The following is a 16,828-nucleotide window of genomic DNA, read 5'->3' as shown; positions in this document are numbered from 1 at the left end:
ACTACCCGGTAATGTTAAAAATCGTTAATTCTTCCTGCCCGATTATGTTTCGTCTAAAACGCACTGTATCTTGCATTTATGAAAAACGCTCTATTTACACTTTGCCTGTTGCTGATCCACATCTGTTCAGCCTGTTCTCAGGAAGACATCAAATCGCAGCTTCTTAAAGATGTCACCTACCTGCCCATGCCTGAAAAAGGCGAGCCTGGAATGTCAGTCTTTTTTACAGTAAATGAAAATCCTGAAATCATCGCACTGACTAAGGTTGAAGTCGGCGTAGATCTTCGCGCGACAGTGGTGATGTCGACTGTGCTGGACAAAGGCAGAATCTTGCTGATCGGTTCTCCGGCTTACTTCCGCAGTACCCAGCTCAAACACAGTGGTGTAGCCCAACTGCTTAAAAACGCCATGGCACTATCAGGTTCCCGGCCACACATTGCTATTTTAGGCAACGCCGATTCGGAATTAATTAAATTAATGAAGGGACAGGGTGCTCAGCCTTATGAAATGAGTTCAGTAGCCATTAAAGACAATACAGATATCCTGTTATTGACGAAAGACATTAGCAGACAGGCCGACCTGGACCGTATCGAGCAGTTTGTTCGCAACGGCGGTACTTTGTGGTTTGCATCGCCCAATGGGGAACAAGTAAAAAAACCGGCAAGCAATGCTGAAGGTACTACAGAACTGCTTATAAATTCCCTGTTGGTGAAAGCGGGCGTTTTTAACTACAACATGGTCATCAAACGTTCATCTACAAATACCAGCCTCAGTACCGGCAACATCCCGGATTACCTTCACATCAAAACCCTGCTGCCCTGGTTATCAACAAAAAGAGAACGGCTGGGAATGTATGCGGACTATTACCTGGTCAACCCCATGCTCGACCTCATCTTCAAATACAATGAAAAGGGCGCTCCCGTGATGAAGAGCATCAAAGCACACTATCACCTCCCCGATTCGATCAGGATCCCGACACCTAAAAACCCGATGATGCTGCCAACAGACGAGCACAAAGCCGGCTACAAGCTGCTCAATATGTTTTACGAAAAAGCCATGGATTTCAAAAGCAATCCGGAAAAAAAAGCGCCGGGGCATGAAGATTTCCCGGGCCCGGTCCCTGCAACAGCCACAAGGGTTAAAGAAAACGTGCGTATTCCGGTCAAAGTCGGCACACAAGGTCTGATCGATCCTCCATCGGTTTATCACAGAGGACATTCAACCGGCTATTACATTCCTGCGGGAGAAAAGGTTAAAATCACCATTGATAAAAGCCTGCTCAAGCTGGGGCTGATTGCCCAGATCGGTGTACATGGTGACAATGTAATGCATCTCGACAAAGTCACCCGGTATGCAGCCGACCTGGTCAGAAAATTTAAACTGGAACAGGAGACGACAGAAGTATACTCCCCTTTCGGCGGACTGTTACTGCTCAACATTCCTGACAATACCAGGCAGGACACCATTGCTATCCGCATAGACGGGGCAGTGAAAGCACCCTACTTTAAACTGGGCGAGACCAGCGAAGCTGAATGGTTGAGCACCGTCAGGGACTATCCGGGGCCCTGGGCGGAATTGGCTACCGACAATATTGTGCTGACCGTTCCTTCTTATAGGATACGTAAGCTGGATAACCCTGTGAAGCTGATGAAATTTTGGGATGAGGTAATGGATGCGGATGCAGAACTGGCCGTGATCTCCAAAAAACGGGTACATCAGGAAAGGATCATTGTGGACAATGACGTAGCTTACGGCTACATGTTTACCACCTGGGAGCGCATTGTCGTGCCGGACGATCAGAGCTGCGAATGGATGCTCAACGAGGAATTCATGCGCAAGAACGGATCATGGGGCACATTTCACGAGCTCGGACACCGTCATCAGTTTGGTTACTTTGATTTTCCCGGTACCGGTGAGGTAACGGTGAATCTTTATACCATGTACGTGTACGACAAAGTGCTGCACAAAGGAATATATAACCATGACAATTTAAAAGGGAAGGAGGATGTAATCCAGCGAATCAAAGCCTATCTGACAAACAATCCAAGCTATGAAAAGTGGTCGGCAGATCCCTTTCTGGCGCTGAGTATGTATGTACAGATCATCGACCGTTTTGGCTGGGAGTCAATTCTGAATGTTCACCGGGCCTACCGCAGCATGCCGACGGCAAGGTATCCCAAAAGCGATCAGGATAAGCGGGACATGTGGTTCTTAAACATCTGCAAGTCAACAAACAGCAACCTGACCAGGTTCTTTGAAACCTGGAAAGTACCAGTATCGGAAGAAGCAAAAAAGAAGGCAGTGCATTTGAGTCCCTGGTTTCCGGAAGAGCTGAACGGATCAGGGGTTAAAATCCAATGATCGTTTACTATATTCGTTGTAGAAATTAACCTACGTATGAAATTCTTTATCACCTTCATTATGTGTTTAAACCTGGCCGCTTAATCTAAAAATATGCATTTCAATATTCGTACCCTCTCCTTTGTCCTGCTATTACAGGTAATTTTTTATCTCCCGGCACATCCCCAGCATTTACCACACAGTGTTCCGGAGAAAGAAGGCGTTGATTCCAAAGGCATCCTTGATTTCGTTAACGCAACCCGTACCAGCAAGACAGAGTTCCATAGTTTCATGCTCGTCCGTCACGGTAAAGTGATAGCGGATGGATGGTGGAACCCCTATGGCCCGGATCTTAGGCATTCGCTATACTCCTGCAGCAAAAGCTTCACCGCAACTGCAATTGGATTTGCCATCGGTGAACGGAAACTGGCACTGGACAGCAAGATCATCTCTTTCTTCCCGGATCAGGCACCGCCGACGATTAGCCCCAACCTGGCACAGCTTACCGTAAGAGACGCCCTGATCATGGCTGACGGACAGGATCCGGAGCCAGGCTACATAGCTGCCGATACCAATTGGGTAAAGGGTTTTTTAGCAGCACCTATCGTCCATAAACCAGGGACTGTGTTTTTATACAATTCATTGGGAACCTATATGCTATCGGCCATTATTCAGAAAGTCACCGGCCAGACCGTACTACAATACCTTACGCCAAGATTATTCAAACCGCTCGGCATAAAAAACATGGATTGGGAAACCGACATGAAAGGTATCAGTACAGGCGGTTGGGGCTTACGTCTGAAAACAGAAGATATGGCCAAGTTTGCACAGCTGTTCCTCCAAAAAGGCCAATGGAAGGGCAAACAGATATTGCCATTGGGGTGGGCAGAAGAAGCCAGCACGGCAAAAATAATCCAGCATCCGGATATGCCCAGAGAAAAGCGGGATGCCAGTGACTGGGAACAGGGCTACGCTTACCAAATGTGGCGATCCAAGAACAACTCCTACCGGGGAGACGGGGCTTTCGGGCAATACATGATCGTTATGCCAGATCAGGACGCCGTAATCGCCATTACTGCCGAAACTTCCGATATGCAGGGAGAGATTGATCTGGTATGGAAGTACTTATTGCCGGCAATGCATCGGGATAAATTGCCAAAAAACAAACCTGCTGCAGCGCAATTGAAAAAAACTTTAAAGGAACTGACCTTACCTCCGCTTACCAAACAAATGAGCGGGTTTGCGGCTGAGATCGATGGAAAATCTTACACACTGGCAAACGATCGTTCTAAAATCAGTAACATCTCTTTTAAATTTAGCGGTGATGGCAACTGCCGGATAAGCCTTAGCGGTGACACAGCGAACTATAGCCTAAGTTTCGGTGCGGGCAGCTGGCTTGCAGGTTTGACGAACAAGCCCGGCCCTTCACTAACTGCCGGAGCAAAAGAGATACGCACCATGCTGGTTCCGGCAAAAGTAGCAGGCAGCTACTCCTGGACTGGTGATCATCGCTTAGCATTAACCCTCAGGTATATTGAAAGTCCGCATACGGAAAAGTTTGTATGTGAATTTGCTGCAGACAGCATCACGGTTCACCAGACCAATAGCGTTGAAAAAGGAAAAGAAATTGTCTATACGGGAAAAAGAGTTTTATAAATCAGCCAGAACACTTATCTGACTGCCATGATCAAGCGAAGGTGAATTACCGCTTTGATATTACAATTATTTATCAACCGCAACCTTGCATATTCCAGGCTTCAAATAATCAGCAGAGTAAAGCACTGGTGGCCTTTTAAACCTGGTACTTGCTACAGGAAACAGCGGGAATATCCTTGAAATCATAAATAACGTAGCTGACCTGACTGATGAAGAAAAGGAAAGCTTAGCCGGGATGTTGTAGAACCTGGCATATTTAAAACTGCCCGACTCTAAATGGTAGCTTAATAGGCAGTGCTTTTCATTTTAAGTGTATTTTCCCCAATGTTGTACGCATATAACGAAGAAGGTACAAAAGTAAACTGCAAATCACTTATCTCCCTGACTCCCAACTCATCTATCGAGGTTACCAGGGCATTTTTAAAATTATTTGCCTTACAGAACTGTATCAGACTACTTAATTCCTGTGGCTTGTCGAAATACCGGTTACTCCATTTTATCTCAACTCCCCATACAGGTTTAAACTTTTTGTCATCCAGAAGAACCAGATCCACTTCACCTTCTTTTTTATCTTTCCATCTGGCATAGGTTAAATCAAGATTTTCGCGGTGCATCCACTGCGAAAGGATGGCTGTTTCGACCATATTACCCATTTCGCTGTCAGTTTCAGTGATTGGAGAAAATAAAGCTGTTCTCAATGATGGATTGGTCAGATACACTTTAAAGCTCGTAACTCTTTTCAATCGTTTTGCATTGATATCTACTTTATTTAAAACTTTAATTAAAAAAGCAGCCTCCAAATATTCCAAATACTTTTTCAGCGTCTCCTTAGGCATCCCACTTTCCTTAGACATACTTTCATAAGAAAACTCATTGCCCGTATTGTAGGCTATATATGTGAAAAAGCGGTTTAGGTCCTGCACATCTTTTACACCATACAGACTTGGCAAATCCCTTAAAAGTACCTTGTCCACAATATCACTTTTAATATATCTGCCCATATCACTTTGGATTTTTTCAGATAAAACAACTTCCGGATAACCTCCAAAATTCAAATAGCTGATGAATTCCTTGTTTAATGCCTTGACATCATGTGTTAATTTATAGGGAATTTTGTGTTTACCATATTCAATTTCAGAAGTCAGGACTAAATGATCCATTCCTTTTAAATGAATATATTCCTGAAAGGTCAGTGGTGGTAACATGAAGTCAGTAAATCTTCCCGCTCCGCTTTCCGTACTATGCCATTTCAGCGCAGCAGCGGCTGAACCTGAAACGATAAATTTGGTATTGGGATATGAATCTACCAAAATCTTCAGGTGCCGCTCCCAGTCTTTTAAGTACTGAACCTCATCGAAAAATACATAACAGCCATCCAGACTTTGAAGCTTAACTGCCTCTTTCCCTAAAAACAATAAATCTTCCAGACTCAGGCTCAAATAAATAGGATTATCGATACCTACAAAAAAAATTTGTTGGGGATTGACCCCTTCCTGCAGTAATTTGTCTATTGCATGAAACATCATTACCGTCTTCCCTACGCGCCTGGGGCCCATCAAAACCACAGCTCTCCGTACGTCCTGTTCCTTAACAAAAGGAAAAAACAGGTCGAAATACAACCTTCTTTGCATGGCTTTGTATCCCGACTGTATCTCTTTCGTGATCCACCATGGGTTTTCATAATGGAGACGTTCGATAATTTTCTCAGGAGGAATAACACTATAAATCTTCATAAAAGCACTTATTACACTCAAATATAAACAAATAGACTTGTTACAACAAGTCTATTTTTACTAAAAATGGGGGAATAAGAAAAATGACACGACATGGCCCGCACCACTTTTGCCCAAGACAGGCTATATACAAAAATTAATAATAGGCAAATTTTTAGGACGAATAGCATCAATCACAGGACTAAACACATAAATCCTTATACTAAAATTTTCCTGACCTTACTTATATCCTGACTACTCGCCGAAATTTAACCCGGGGCATAGTCTCTCACAGCGCAAATTCCATTAAAGTGACGTCAGGCCATGATCGAGCGTCATAGAATCAATCATATAGTGCATCTTGATTGGAAGTGGTAAGTTATTTTCTTTTGTTTTTCGAAAACGTAAAAGGCAAGAGCAGATCAATTAAAGCGCATTCGTTAAAAAATCGACCAGATTTAGTTGAATAATTCCACCATTGCTATCGCCAATGAGTACGTCATTTAAAGTAACTACATACTTTGGATAATTATCTTCAATCTTCAAAAGATTTCCAAATTCTCTGTTAGCTGTATTTTCATCCATTACTGTAAGGCTCACTTGAACATATACCTTTGCTCCATTTCTCTCGGCAACAAAGTCAACCTCTTTATCATCTAGTTTCCCAACAAAGACCTGATAGCCCTGTTGTTTCAAATACAAATAGACTGCATTTTCCATCAGCTTATGAATATCTGCACGTTGATTAAAACCGACAATTGCATTACGTAACCCCAAATCCTCAAAATAATACTTCTCCCCGATTTCAAATATTTTCAACCCTCCGATTTCCGACCGGACTACCTTATGCACGAAAAATGTATTACTCAATGCCTTCAGGTAGTTGATGGTAAGTTGGGTGGATATATCAACCCTTTGCGACTTCAGATATTTACTGATGTTAGTTGCTGAAAAAAGGCTGCCGGCATTGTCTGCAAGGAAAGCCACCAGATTTTCCAGGAAAGAGACATTCCTGATATTTTCCCTGGCTACCACATCTTTCAATAAAATTGTTGAATAGACATTTCGAAGGTATTCATAAGGCAAATCTTCCTGTAATCCGATATTGGACAAGAAGGGCATACCACCGTATTTTAGATAAAGCAATAAAGACTCAAACGACTTTTCCGTCTTATGAAACTGTAAAAACTCAAGATAACTCAGACTATGGATATGAAACGCAACATATCTGCCAGACAAAAAAGTAGCCAATTCTCCTGATAGCATATTGGCATTACTGCCGGTACAATAAATATCACATGTTCCTTTGGCAAGCAAGCTTCGCAATGTCCGCTCAAATTCCTGTACTTCCTGAACTTCATCTATAAAGAAGTAGTTCTTCTTACCTTCAACGAATTTATCTTCAAGATATTTACTTAAGTCTATATGGGTCTTAATGTGAATATAGTCGTCTAGTTCCATATTGACATAAACGATATGGGCATTTTTATCTAAACGTTTTATATGCGCTATTAACTGAAGCATTACATAACTTTTCCCCACACGTCTTTGACCTGTAAACACCTTAATTACTTGTTTATCGATAAAAGGGATTACTTTATCGGTATAGGTTGTTCTTCGAATAAGTTTCATGTATATCGTATACTTTATTCAAAAATACAAATAATTTCATGTATACCGTATACTTTGTTTAAAATTTCATAAAGTTTCATGTATATCGTATAGCCATCCCCATTACACACCTTTTAAAGGCAAGTTAGATCCGGAGTTTGGCTATGCAATGCCCCGTTTTGACTATGCCGGGGAGCTGAAGGCTGATGAACTTTGCCTGTATCAAAATAAAAATAAAATGAAACAGTCAAAAACACCCACCATCAGCTTTAGTCCGGTTGTATTACCAGTTTCCGGCCGTCATGTAGACCTTGAAATAAAAGTTTCTGCTCCCGCGAGCGGAAACAATCTGCCGGTTATTCTTCTTTCGCATGGGCATGGCCCGTCTAACTTTCTCTCTTCGTACAGAGGATATGGTCCCATGGTAGATTCTTTCGCCGCAGAAGGTTTTGTAGTCATCCAACCTACTCATCAAAATTCCAAAGCGCTCGGGCTTTCTTCATCCCTGCCCGAAGCACCCTTGTTTTGGAGTTCACGGCCAGCTGACATGACATTTATCCTGGATCATTTGGACGAAATCATTTCCACAGTACCAGGGTTAACCGGAAGAGTAGATAAAGAAAAAGTTGCCGTCGTAGGCCATTCGATGGGCGGACAGACCGTAGCCATGTTGGCTGGTATGGAGGTAACTGATCCCGCAACAGGCAAAATAGTCAATGCCGCAGAACCAAGATTAAAGGCCCGGGTGCTCATTGGCGCGTCCGGTGGACCCGAAGGATTTAACGGAGCAGCCAGACAACACTATCCCGTGCTGGCGGCCGGCGATTTCAGCACCATGACTTTGCCAGCACTCATTGTGAACGGGGACAAAGACATAAACCTCATGTTCTCTGACGTGGACAATTGGCGTGCGGACGCTTATTATCAAAGTCCCGGCCCGAAAGACCTGCTGACCGTGTTTGGTGCTGAACACATCTTTGGTGGCATATCAGGGTATGATGCCCGTGAGACAAGCGATGAAAATCCGGAGCGTGTTGCCTTTGTTTGTGAAAGCATTCTTGCGTATATTCGGAGTACATTCGATCCAACCGATTCAAGTTGGGAACAAGCGAAGAAAAGCCTTAACGGCGTACAAGGTGCGTTAGGCAGCATTGAAAGCAAATTATAAACAGACAATATGAAGGATGAAATGTCTGACCACAGATTTAATTCTTTATCAAGGTTGCATAAGGCGCTGGACATGCCGGCACCTATGCACCCATTGGTAAGTTTAATAAATAATGCCGAAGGGGCCATTCCGCTGGAAAAACTCCCCAGTCCCCACATTTTAAGTTTTTACAAGATATCCTATAAGATGAACTTCCAGGGCAAGTTCAAATATGGACAGCATTATTACGATTTCGACGAAGGAGGAATGTTTTTTGTTTCGCCGAATCAAATCACAGGAGGCCACGAACCGCTAAGCGATCAATCTGGTTATACTTTACTTTTCCACCCGGATTTTTTACTGGGTTACGAGCTCGCCAAAAAAATTAAAGCGTACGGCTTTTTTTCCTATTCGGCCAATGAAGCGCTGCACTTGTCGGAGAAAGAAAAAACCATGATCATTTCTGTTTTTCAAAGTATTGAAGAAGAATTGAAAGACAGAATTGATAACTTCAGCCAGGACGTTGTTATCTCCCAGATTGAATTGCTGCTGAATTATGCAAACCGGTTCTACAACCGGCAATTCATCACCCGTAAGGCGGTAAGCAGCGATTTACTTCAAAAGGTAGAAGACATTTTACGCGCATACTTCCAGTCACCACACACACAAAAGCACGGGCTTCCTACTGTCCAATTTCTTTCTGCACAATTAAACGTCAGTGCCAGTTATTTAAGTGATATGCTGCGATCACTTACCGGGCAAAATGCACAACAGCACATTCATAACTACCTGATTGAAAAAGCAAAAGAACAGTTATCGACAAGCCAGGCGTCGATAAGCGAGATCGCCTATGAACTAGGATTTGAACATCCCCCGTCCTTTAGTAAACTATTTAAGCTTAAAACCAGTATGTCGCCCCTGGATTTCAGACGTTCTTTCAATTAAAGCAGGGCACGTTAACTATTTTACATCAATTGTAACGCTGTCTTTCACGGTGATACCGCTAAGGCCAGAGCCATTGTATTTAATGATGTATTTCCCCGGTTTGGTAATCTGATAGCCCTTAGAAACATTCACTTGCACCGCTAAACTATCCCCCGGCTGAACACTGATGTAACTATCTGCAGGTGGCGGCATCATCCGTTTTGCCATAGGGCCCTGATATTGAGCCTCCGTACCATCCGCAGCAATGACGTCCAGATATTTACTCATTAAAGGCTCAAACGGAGTATGCCATTTGCAAAATCGGCGCACACTATCCGTATGGTTATAGACGATGAAACCTACTTTAACAGAATCAGTCAATTTAGCTTCGGCACCAGCACGTAAAATAGCCGTCAATGAAGTGTCTTTAGCGACTGCAACAGAGTCGGAATTGCCATCAGAGACTTTGGAGGTTGAACCACAGGCCGATAGCAAAAGTGTTGCTGCTACAGCGGTAATAAGGATGTTTTTCATGTTGTAAAGCTAAGAATTAATACTCGGCTAGACGCAACAGAGTGCGAAAACGCTACAGCAGAATTGTTTTGTTATGTAGTTATTGTTAATTAACTTTAGGTATGAAACTCCTCAGATTAACGCTCATTATGAGTTTACTGCCAATAGTTTTGCTGGCACAAACAGACTCTACTACCCTGACCAAAGTCGGGGACAAACTGCCCGATTTTTCTTTTGATCTGGAAAAAGGCAAGACCGTAAAAATCGGCGACTATAAAGGTAAACTGATACTCATCAACTTCTTTGCCACTTGGTGCGGTCCATGCAATATGGAACTTCCGCTCGTGCAAAAGCAAATTTGGGAGAAGTATAAGGATCATCAAAAGTTTGCTTTTTTTGTCTTTGGCCGTGAAGAAGGCTGGGAGATCCTGGACCCCTTTAAGCAGAAAAAAGGCTTCAGCTTTCCGATGATACCCGACATGAACCGGGAGATATTTAAAAAATTTGCAACTCAGTCAATCCCCCGCAATGTGATCGCCGATGAACAAGGGAATATCATTTACCAGTCCATCGGCTTTTCTGAAAAGGAATTTAAAGAAATGGTGGATTTTATTGATCTGCGAATGAAGGCGCTGTCAAAATAAGGGTGATGTTTTTGACCGATCACCATTTAAAAGATCTGTGCCCGGGATACGTTTGCTTCCATTTGATGCAATATTTATTTTATCGTCATAATATATAAGCGATATACATCATGGCGCCAACACCTCAACGATCTTAAACACCTTCATTCCTGCAGGAACCTGCCATTTCACGCTGTCCCCTTTCCTAAAACCGATCAGTGCTGCAGCAATAGGTGTAAGAACAGATACTTTTTTTTGCTTAATGTCTGCATATTTCGGCAATACGATCGACAATTCCATCGTTTCACCTGTGTTTTCTTCGGCAATCCAAACCCTGGAATTGAGCCTGATTGCATGAGGCGGAAAAGCCTCATCTTTAACTATAATGGCCCTGCTCAGTTCAGCAGACAAAGACATTTCATTGGAATTGACATTTTGCCCGGTAAAGTAAGGCTTTAATAGGTTATAATCTTCCTGGGTAATTAATACAGGATTTTTTTCATTCTGATTCATGACGTAGATTTTAAAAAATTTATATATGGTAACGTGCATTGTCTAGCCATCATCGAGAATGGCTCCGCTCATTACAAGAAATTAAATGGGTTGAAGCCTCAAACCAAAATTAATTAAAGGCTTGAGGCAAGATTGTTAAAATCCTTGAAAGATGATTTATCGAATACTTTGCCAAAAAAAGCAATAGAAGATCTTGAGAAAAACGATACAACGGCAACTGCCATTTCCGATATGGAAATAGTAAAGGCAGTTGGGGTTATATGGTTTGTGTATGTTTTCACAGGTCACAAATATACGGATAGATGTTTGAATGGGCAAATGGTGGTGAATGAAGTGGATCAGCTCGAAATCTCCATACATGATAATTACATGCTTTCAATTCGAATTCAAAAAAAGAACTAGTAACAAGATTACAGCAATAGTTATCAGACCGGTCAATTGATTCGGACTGAACACATATCCGAAAATCGCCTTCCTTCTTTTCTTCTGATATTCTTTATCAGCTTCTTTATACGAACCGGCAAAAAATAGGTAATATATATTCCTGACTAAATAACCGACGGCTTCGAGAAAGCCTCGTATCAATTGCAATCCAAAAGAAGTATCTTCTAACATTAGTGCTAAAATATAGAATTAATAAGCACAATCAATTCAGATTTTGGAATTTCTGGAACTACCTTCTTAGAACTTTTGAAAAGTATGTGCGCTAGTTTAATCGTCCAATATAAAAAATTGAGTTAATTATGTCTGTAAACACTGTGCGCATTTAAAGGGATTGTGGCACCAAAAAATAGTATAAAAAACGCAAGAGCTAAAAATTTCATATCGCCAAGATAATCCAATCAGATACAATTTTAATCAGAAAATTTACTGTCATTCATTAAAGATATTAGGTGATTGTATCTGTTTTGTCAATAATGTGCAGGAACCTCACGCCTCCAGAACAGGTGATATAGCAGCACAGTTCCCATAGTATTCAGAATGAAACTATAAGGGGTACTGATTTTGTGTTTATCCGGGTTGTTGACGTAGAACATCAACTGGTTGTCTGACTTTTTCGATAAAATGCTTTTGAGCGTGCTCATCTGAGGATGAATTGAAATTTATCCACCAGACCATGGAAATATATCTGAAGTCCTTTCATTCTATAATTTGTTATGGCATTGATGTAAATTCGATGACTTGGTTATTCATCATCCGAACTTCCCAGAGCAACATATTTCAGTGCTTTAAACTCCTGAAATGATGCTTGAAGTAAACTGAATAATTCCTGATGACCGCATTTCAAGTGATTAGCTCTCACGTCAATTACGTACTTATAAGCTTTATAGTTCATCTTCATCAGTACACGTTTAAAAGGGTTCTTCTGCCGGTCAAAATACTCTGCAGGATTTGCAACAGTAACATTGATAAAAACACGGCCTTGTACAATCATTTCGTTAATCGCCAGAACATCACCCCAGGGAATGAGGCCGAGGCTCATGATATTAGTGTTATCAACGATCCCTTCACTGTTTATAATAAGTCCAGGCTTTTCATTCAGCATTGTTTGTATAGATAAAAAGCAGTTTGTCCAAAAATCAATGTTAAGATACTTCCGTTGATAATGCCAAAATGATACCGAGCAAAAGGGCTGTCAGGATTGATTATTACATATAGGAAAAAGGAAATACCGACAGCCATTAAAATTAATGAAGCGATAAACATAACAAAAGTTTAGATTTGCTAAAAGGGATCGCTATTGGTTTTGAAAGCATGGCCGAATATACAAATATATAGCGCTTTGTAGAAAGTCCGAAACCAGTTCCAAAATTGTTCTTCTTTAGTCATAGCGTTATAATGGATGTTGTTATCTGATTTAAGAGATTGCCCTATTTCTGTTTAAAGGTTGAAGCAATTTTTTTGAAAAGATTCAAATTCATTTCCAGGTCTGCTTGTGCCTTACCTACAATGATGAAGTAGCCATTATCCGGTTTAAATAACATTGCTACATAAGTTTGTTCGGCCACATCATCTTTGTTCTTGTTTAAAGCTACAATTTCATATCCGCTTAACCCATCAATAGTTATCGGGTTGGCTGCTTTAATCTCTGCTTGCTGCAAATCTGGAAGCTTCTTTACGCGATTAATTGCGTACTGTTTTAAATCAGTAGAGATAACTTTTCCAATTGACTGACCAGCCAACAATGTGGGCTTTTTCGATGGAATTTCATCATCCATTTTATAGATGACCATTCCACTCATGGTTTTATCTATCTTAAAATCTGAACCTGTAACGTCTATGGTAAAATTTGCCGCAGCAACCGGATCATCATTCTTTTTCTCATCGTAAACCGTGCTAAACAATGCCTTATGGATAGTCGCTTCCATATTTTTAGAGGTTTCAGGATAGGTCCCTATCACCATAACAGTAGTCGATTCATTCCCAATTACCAGCATCTCTTTTAGATAATCCATACCGTTAGCTTTTTGGCTTAATTTAATCGATAACGCCTTATTCCCATTGAAGTCTACTACTTCTTTTTTTGCCATCGTCATTCCCTGTTTGGCCAGGTTTTCCGGCACAAACCCCGCTACAATCTTGCTATATGGCCCTGCCATCTGAGTGATCATAATAGAAGAGCCTGATTCATTATGCTGAAAGCCGTTAAAACTTGTGGCGGGGACAAAACCAGCAGGGGGAACTAAACTGCATTTAGTTCCGGGTACTTGTTTGTGAGCAGCTGTTTGCCCAAAGGCAACCGTTGTAAAGGAGATAAATAGCGTTAATAAGAAATTTTTCATGTTTTGTATAAGTTTTTATTGAAAAGTAAGATAAAACAATTTAATGAACTGAGAACTCTATCTCCACAGAGTTTCCTTTAGCGTACCTTATAGCAGCGGTACTGGCATAGGCAATCAGGTTATTATTTTCATTCTCACAATGATGAAAAAATCCAGGTTTTGACTATTTTGCTTGAAACTAACGCAGATAATGGGATTCCTAAACAAGATTTTCGGCACGAAAGAAGCCGCCATAGGTTCAAATGATGAATTCTGGAAATGGTTTGGCAAAAATGCTAAACAGTTCCACAATGTTGTAAAAAGACATGACAATATAGAACAAGAATTCTTTAGCAGATTAAGCCCAAAACTATCTGAGCTTAGGGAAGGTTATTTTTATCTCACAGGTATGTTAGATGAAAACACAGCTGAGCTAATATTCACCGCTGACGGCACTATCAAAAATTTTGTCTTTGTAGAAGAGCTCGTCGCCTCCGCTCCCGACATTCCGGGCTGGAAATTTACTGCACATAAGCCTGAAACAAAAGACTCTGCTACAAGCATAAAGATGGGAGATTACCGCTTTAGTACAGATACATTAAATTTTTACGCAGAAGAGCGAGCAGATCATCCAGACGAGATAGAAATCGTTGTCACTCATGATGATCTTAACAATGAAAACCGGGATTCGATTGCCAACGGCATCTATATCTTTCTTGACACCTATCTTGGTGACCTCAAATTTGCCACAAGCATCGACAACCTCCGGATCATTCAGAAATCAGAAGCAAGACAAGAGCTCATACCTCTCGAAAAACTAAAAGCATTCCTCAACTGGAGAGAAAAGGAGTTTGTAGAAAAATATGACAGCGTCCTCATTAAAATTCAGGAAGATGAATTTTCTTTAATGGAAGGTCATAAGAAGAATGGTAAGCCTATTATTGCAGCGATAGACATGGAACTTCTGAAATGGGAGAATAAAGCATCACATCCCTGGATGTTGAAAATGGAAGTTTTTTTTGACGGTTCTAAAAACGATGGGCTACCAGATACCAGTACCTTTCAAGCCCTCAATTCTATAGAAGACGAACTGCTGTTGGCACTAAAAGATCACAAAGGATACCTTTATCTCGGCAGGGAAACTTCGGAAGACGTACGGGACATATATATTGCCTGCAAGGAATTCAGAAACTGTTCAAAAATTGCTGACCAGATCAAGCAAAAGTATAAGTATAGCTTCGATATTGCCTATGAAATTTATAAAGACAAATACTGGCAATCTTTAGCGCACTTTGCGTAAACTAAAAATCCCAAATGTACCTAGTATCAGTAAAATTGCCAGTCCTTCTCTCCGGTAGCGAAGTGGCGAGACGACCGTTAGGAGTATAATTGTAAATATGTATTTCCTGAGTAAATGTTATATTCGTCTACGTAACGCTTAATTAAACGCTTATATGAAGACATTTGCCAAGTATAGCACACTTTATAGCAGCCCTATCCGGATGTAAAAAAGACGGGAAAAAGGAAGAGGACAAAATCAATTTTCCAATTACACTCTTTGCTGAAAAAGCAACCGTAGTTTCAGACACTAAAGTCTATGTCAAAGGCGGCTTGCTAAACGATCCGGAAAAAAACCAGGAGCTCATGTGGACTTATAGCCGTCATTTTAAATTAGAACAGGAGCTGCAGAATGCAGGTGAAGCCTTTATGTTGAGATCGAGCCACGTATCGTCAAAAAGAAGACCTTATTGAACTTACTAAACTTGCCAGGTATGTATGCTGAAAAAATCTGACAGCGCAATTAAAAATTGATCTGCGATTATATCCAGCAATCCAGATTTGTGTAACTTAGTAGGTATGATTATCAAACGCTTTCCCTGGAAAAAAATCCATACCGCTATTAACGGCATAATGGATGCTATTCCAGAGGTAACCTCACAAATTGCTCCCTTCGGATTTGCAGTGAGCGAGTATTTTTACTGCAACAGGAAGGGCCCTGATCGCGACTATCTAATTTGTCGGAGAGTAAGGGCAATGCGCTACCTGGACGCCAAAAGAAATCAAAAAATAGTTCCTCCTTACGTGCCTCTTCAATCCTATCAAGAGTTTCTGAGCACCTATGAATTCTGGCCCGGGCTAAATGTCGAAATGGAAATGACGTCATTATTGTTGAAGAGTTTTGCAAGCATCATCAATGACGTAGACTTTCACATCAAAGTCGACGAACAAAACTATTTAAAACTGCCCCGGGGAAATAATTGTAAAGAAGGAATTGTAAAATTTGCCCTAAAGCAAACGCTTAAAAGGAAATTTGCGGATGAAGAAGACTACTTCTACAAAGCCAAACTCTGGGGACCGTATTTCAACAACTCCAATGTTAACACCTACCCATTTTACGTTCTCGCATTCCGGGAAATGCAGCGTGCCGGTCTGGATTTTGTTTACCGCTGCGAATATCTATTTTTTGTGAAACGTCTTAATAAGGAAATCGATGAAGATAACCGGTCAAGAACAATAGACCATTCTGAATATGATCCGGAAAAACAGGTACTTGCATCGTTGAATAACGCAGCGGAAGAAGAGCACGAAAATTTTGATTTCGAGGCGGCTTTTAACGAGGTGCTTCGGTCAGAACCCCCTGATGATCTTCGAGCTTATTACGAAGTTTACAGATGCTGGCCAGATGGCTGGCCGGTGAGATGGGAAGATTATATTTAAGTGTCATGTGATGGCCATTCAGTCGATGTGCACCACCAGAGTTTATACGCAGTCCATCATAAAGCATGAAGGATTTTAAAGTATTCATCGATGAATTTAGTATTATTCCCGGCAATTGTGCATAAAGAACTATATTAGCAGTATAACAATTAACCTCTGTATGAAATTCTTTTTCAGCTTCATTCTGTGTTTCCTGGTGATGTCCTTACTTCCCTTTTTGTGGAATCAATTTTCATTTGTTGAAGCCGGCTTTCCATTCCCCTACCTGTTTAGAAAAAGTTTTGACTCAGCAGACGGGAGTGCATTAAT

The 16,828-nt window shown here is 41.2% G+C and carries 16 protein-coding genes; 9 read left to right on the top strand and 7 right to left on the bottom strand.

The genetic code is table 11. The features are described 5' to 3' along the window. Window positions 1-78: 78 nt before the first annotated feature. The gene (locus QEP08_RS02655; RefSeq protein ID WP_285055412.1) at window positions 79-2,361 is read left to right on the top strand and encodes a M60 family metallopeptidase; all 2,283 of its coding nucleotides are present in this window, start codon (window positions 79-81) and stop codon (window positions 2,359-2,361) included. Between the two features lie 93 nt (window positions 2,362-2,454). After that, window positions 2,455-3,996, top strand: coding sequence for a serine hydrolase domain-containing protein (locus QEP08_RS02650; protein WP_285055410.1), 1,542 nt, complete (start codon window positions 2,455-2,457; stop codon window positions 3,994-3,996). A 284-nt stretch (window positions 3,997-4,280) separates the two neighbouring features. Here QEP08_RS02650 and QEP08_RS02645 read toward each other — a convergent pair whose 3' ends face one another. Both QEP08_RS02645 and QEP08_RS02640 read right to left on the bottom strand, forming a co-directional pair. Then, window positions 4,281-5,729, bottom strand: a complete 1,449-nt coding sequence (locus QEP08_RS02645; RefSeq protein WP_285055408.1) for an ATP-binding protein — start codon at window positions 5,727-5,729, stop codon at window positions 4,281-4,283. A gap of 405 nt (window positions 5,730-6,134) precedes the next feature. Beyond that, window positions 6,135-7,340 (bottom strand): ATP-binding protein, encoded by a 1,206-nt coding sequence (locus QEP08_RS02640; protein WP_285055406.1) that lies wholly within the window; start codon window positions 7,338-7,340, stop codon window positions 6,135-6,137. A 217-nt stretch (window positions 7,341-7,557) separates the two neighbouring features. On the opposite strand from QEP08_RS02640, the gene QEP08_RS02635 reads away from it, so the two are divergent. Beyond that, a complete protein-coding gene (locus tag QEP08_RS02635) occupies window positions 7,558-8,487 on the top strand; it encodes an alpha/beta hydrolase family protein (RefSeq protein WP_285055404.1) in 930 nt (309 codons plus the stop codon). A 9-nt stretch (window positions 8,488-8,496) separates the two neighbouring features. Beyond that, window positions 8,497-9,411 carry a helix-turn-helix domain-containing protein gene (locus QEP08_RS02630; RefSeq protein WP_285055402.1) on the top strand — a complete coding sequence of 305 codons (915 nt, stop codon included), beginning with the start codon at window positions 8,497-8,499 and terminating at the stop codon, window positions 9,409-9,411. A 15-nt stretch (window positions 9,412-9,426) separates the two neighbouring features. On the opposite strand, the gene QEP08_RS02625 is transcribed toward QEP08_RS02630, so the two are convergent. Next, complete coding sequence (locus QEP08_RS02625; protein WP_285055401.1) at window positions 9,427-9,924, bottom strand: putative periplasmic lipoprotein; 498 nt, start codon at window positions 9,922-9,924, stop codon at window positions 9,427-9,429. A gap of 101 nt (window positions 9,925-10,025) precedes the next feature. Between QEP08_RS02625 and QEP08_RS02620 the strand changes: the two genes are divergently transcribed. Continuing rightward, entirely contained in the window at window positions 10,026-10,547 is a 522-nt protein-coding gene (locus QEP08_RS02620) for a TlpA family protein disulfide reductase (protein ID WP_285055399.1), read from the top strand. Window positions 10,548-10,655: 108 nt separating this feature from the next. On the opposite strand, the gene QEP08_RS02615 is transcribed toward QEP08_RS02620, so the two are convergent. After that, entirely contained in the window at window positions 10,656-11,039 is a 384-nt protein-coding gene (locus tag QEP08_RS02615) for a GreA/GreB family elongation factor (protein ID WP_285055396.1), read from the bottom strand. 144 nt (window positions 11,040-11,183) lie between these two features. Here QEP08_RS02615 and QEP08_RS02610 point away from each other — a divergent pair, with 144 nt between their 5' ends. Next, the gene (locus QEP08_RS02610; RefSeq protein ID WP_285055394.1) at window positions 11,184-11,441 is read left to right on the top strand and encodes a hypothetical protein; all 258 of its coding nucleotides are present in this window, start codon (window positions 11,184-11,186) and stop codon (window positions 11,439-11,441) included. A gap of 509 nt (window positions 11,442-11,950) precedes the next feature. Here QEP08_RS02610 and QEP08_RS02605 read toward each other — a convergent pair. The 3 genes from QEP08_RS02605 to QEP08_RS02595 form a co-directional block, all read right to left on the bottom strand. Then, on the bottom strand, window positions 11,951-12,124 hold the full coding sequence (locus QEP08_RS02605; RefSeq protein ID WP_285055391.1) for a hypothetical protein: 174 nt from the start codon (window positions 12,122-12,124) through the stop codon (window positions 11,951-11,953). 101 nt (window positions 12,125-12,225) lie between these two features. Continuing rightward, the gene (locus tag QEP08_RS02600) at window positions 12,226-12,594 is read right to left on the bottom strand and encodes an STM3941 family protein (RefSeq protein ID WP_285056900.1); all 369 of its coding nucleotides are present in this window, start codon (window positions 12,592-12,594) and stop codon (window positions 12,226-12,228) included. A 316-nt stretch (window positions 12,595-12,910) separates the two neighbouring features. Next, complete coding sequence (locus QEP08_RS02595; RefSeq protein WP_285055388.1) at window positions 12,911-13,822, bottom strand: hypothetical protein; 912 nt, start codon at window positions 13,820-13,822, stop codon at window positions 12,911-12,913. A 190-nt stretch (window positions 13,823-14,012) separates the two neighbouring features. On the opposite strand from QEP08_RS02595, the gene QEP08_RS02590 reads away from it, so the two are divergent. The 3 genes from QEP08_RS02590 to QEP08_RS02580 all read left to right on the top strand — a co-directional run bounded on the left by QEP08_RS02590 (window position 14,013) and on the right by QEP08_RS02580 (window position 16,519). Then, the gene (locus tag QEP08_RS02590) at window positions 14,013-15,101 is read left to right on the top strand and encodes a DUF695 domain-containing protein (RefSeq protein ID WP_285055386.1); all 1,089 of its coding nucleotides are present in this window, start codon (window positions 14,013-14,015) and stop codon (window positions 15,099-15,101) included. 164 nt (window positions 15,102-15,265) lie between these two features. Then, complete coding sequence (locus QEP08_RS02585; RefSeq protein WP_285055384.1) at window positions 15,266-15,553, top strand: hypothetical protein; 288 nt, start codon at window positions 15,266-15,268, stop codon at window positions 15,551-15,553. A 105-nt stretch (window positions 15,554-15,658) separates the two neighbouring features. After that, window positions 15,659-16,519 carry a hypothetical protein gene (locus tag QEP08_RS02580; protein WP_285055381.1) on the top strand — a complete coding sequence of 287 codons (861 nt, stop codon included), beginning with the start codon at window positions 15,659-15,661 and terminating at the stop codon, window positions 16,517-16,519. The last annotated feature ends 309 nt before the right edge of the window (window positions 16,520-16,828 follow it).

The sequence above is a fragment of the Pedobacter ginsengisoli genome, assembly GCF_030244015.1.
GTDB lineage: Bacteria > Bacteroidota > Bacteroidia > Sphingobacteriales > Sphingobacteriaceae > Pedobacter > Pedobacter ginsengisoli.
This window is presented reverse-complemented; position numbering and strand designations above follow the sequence as displayed.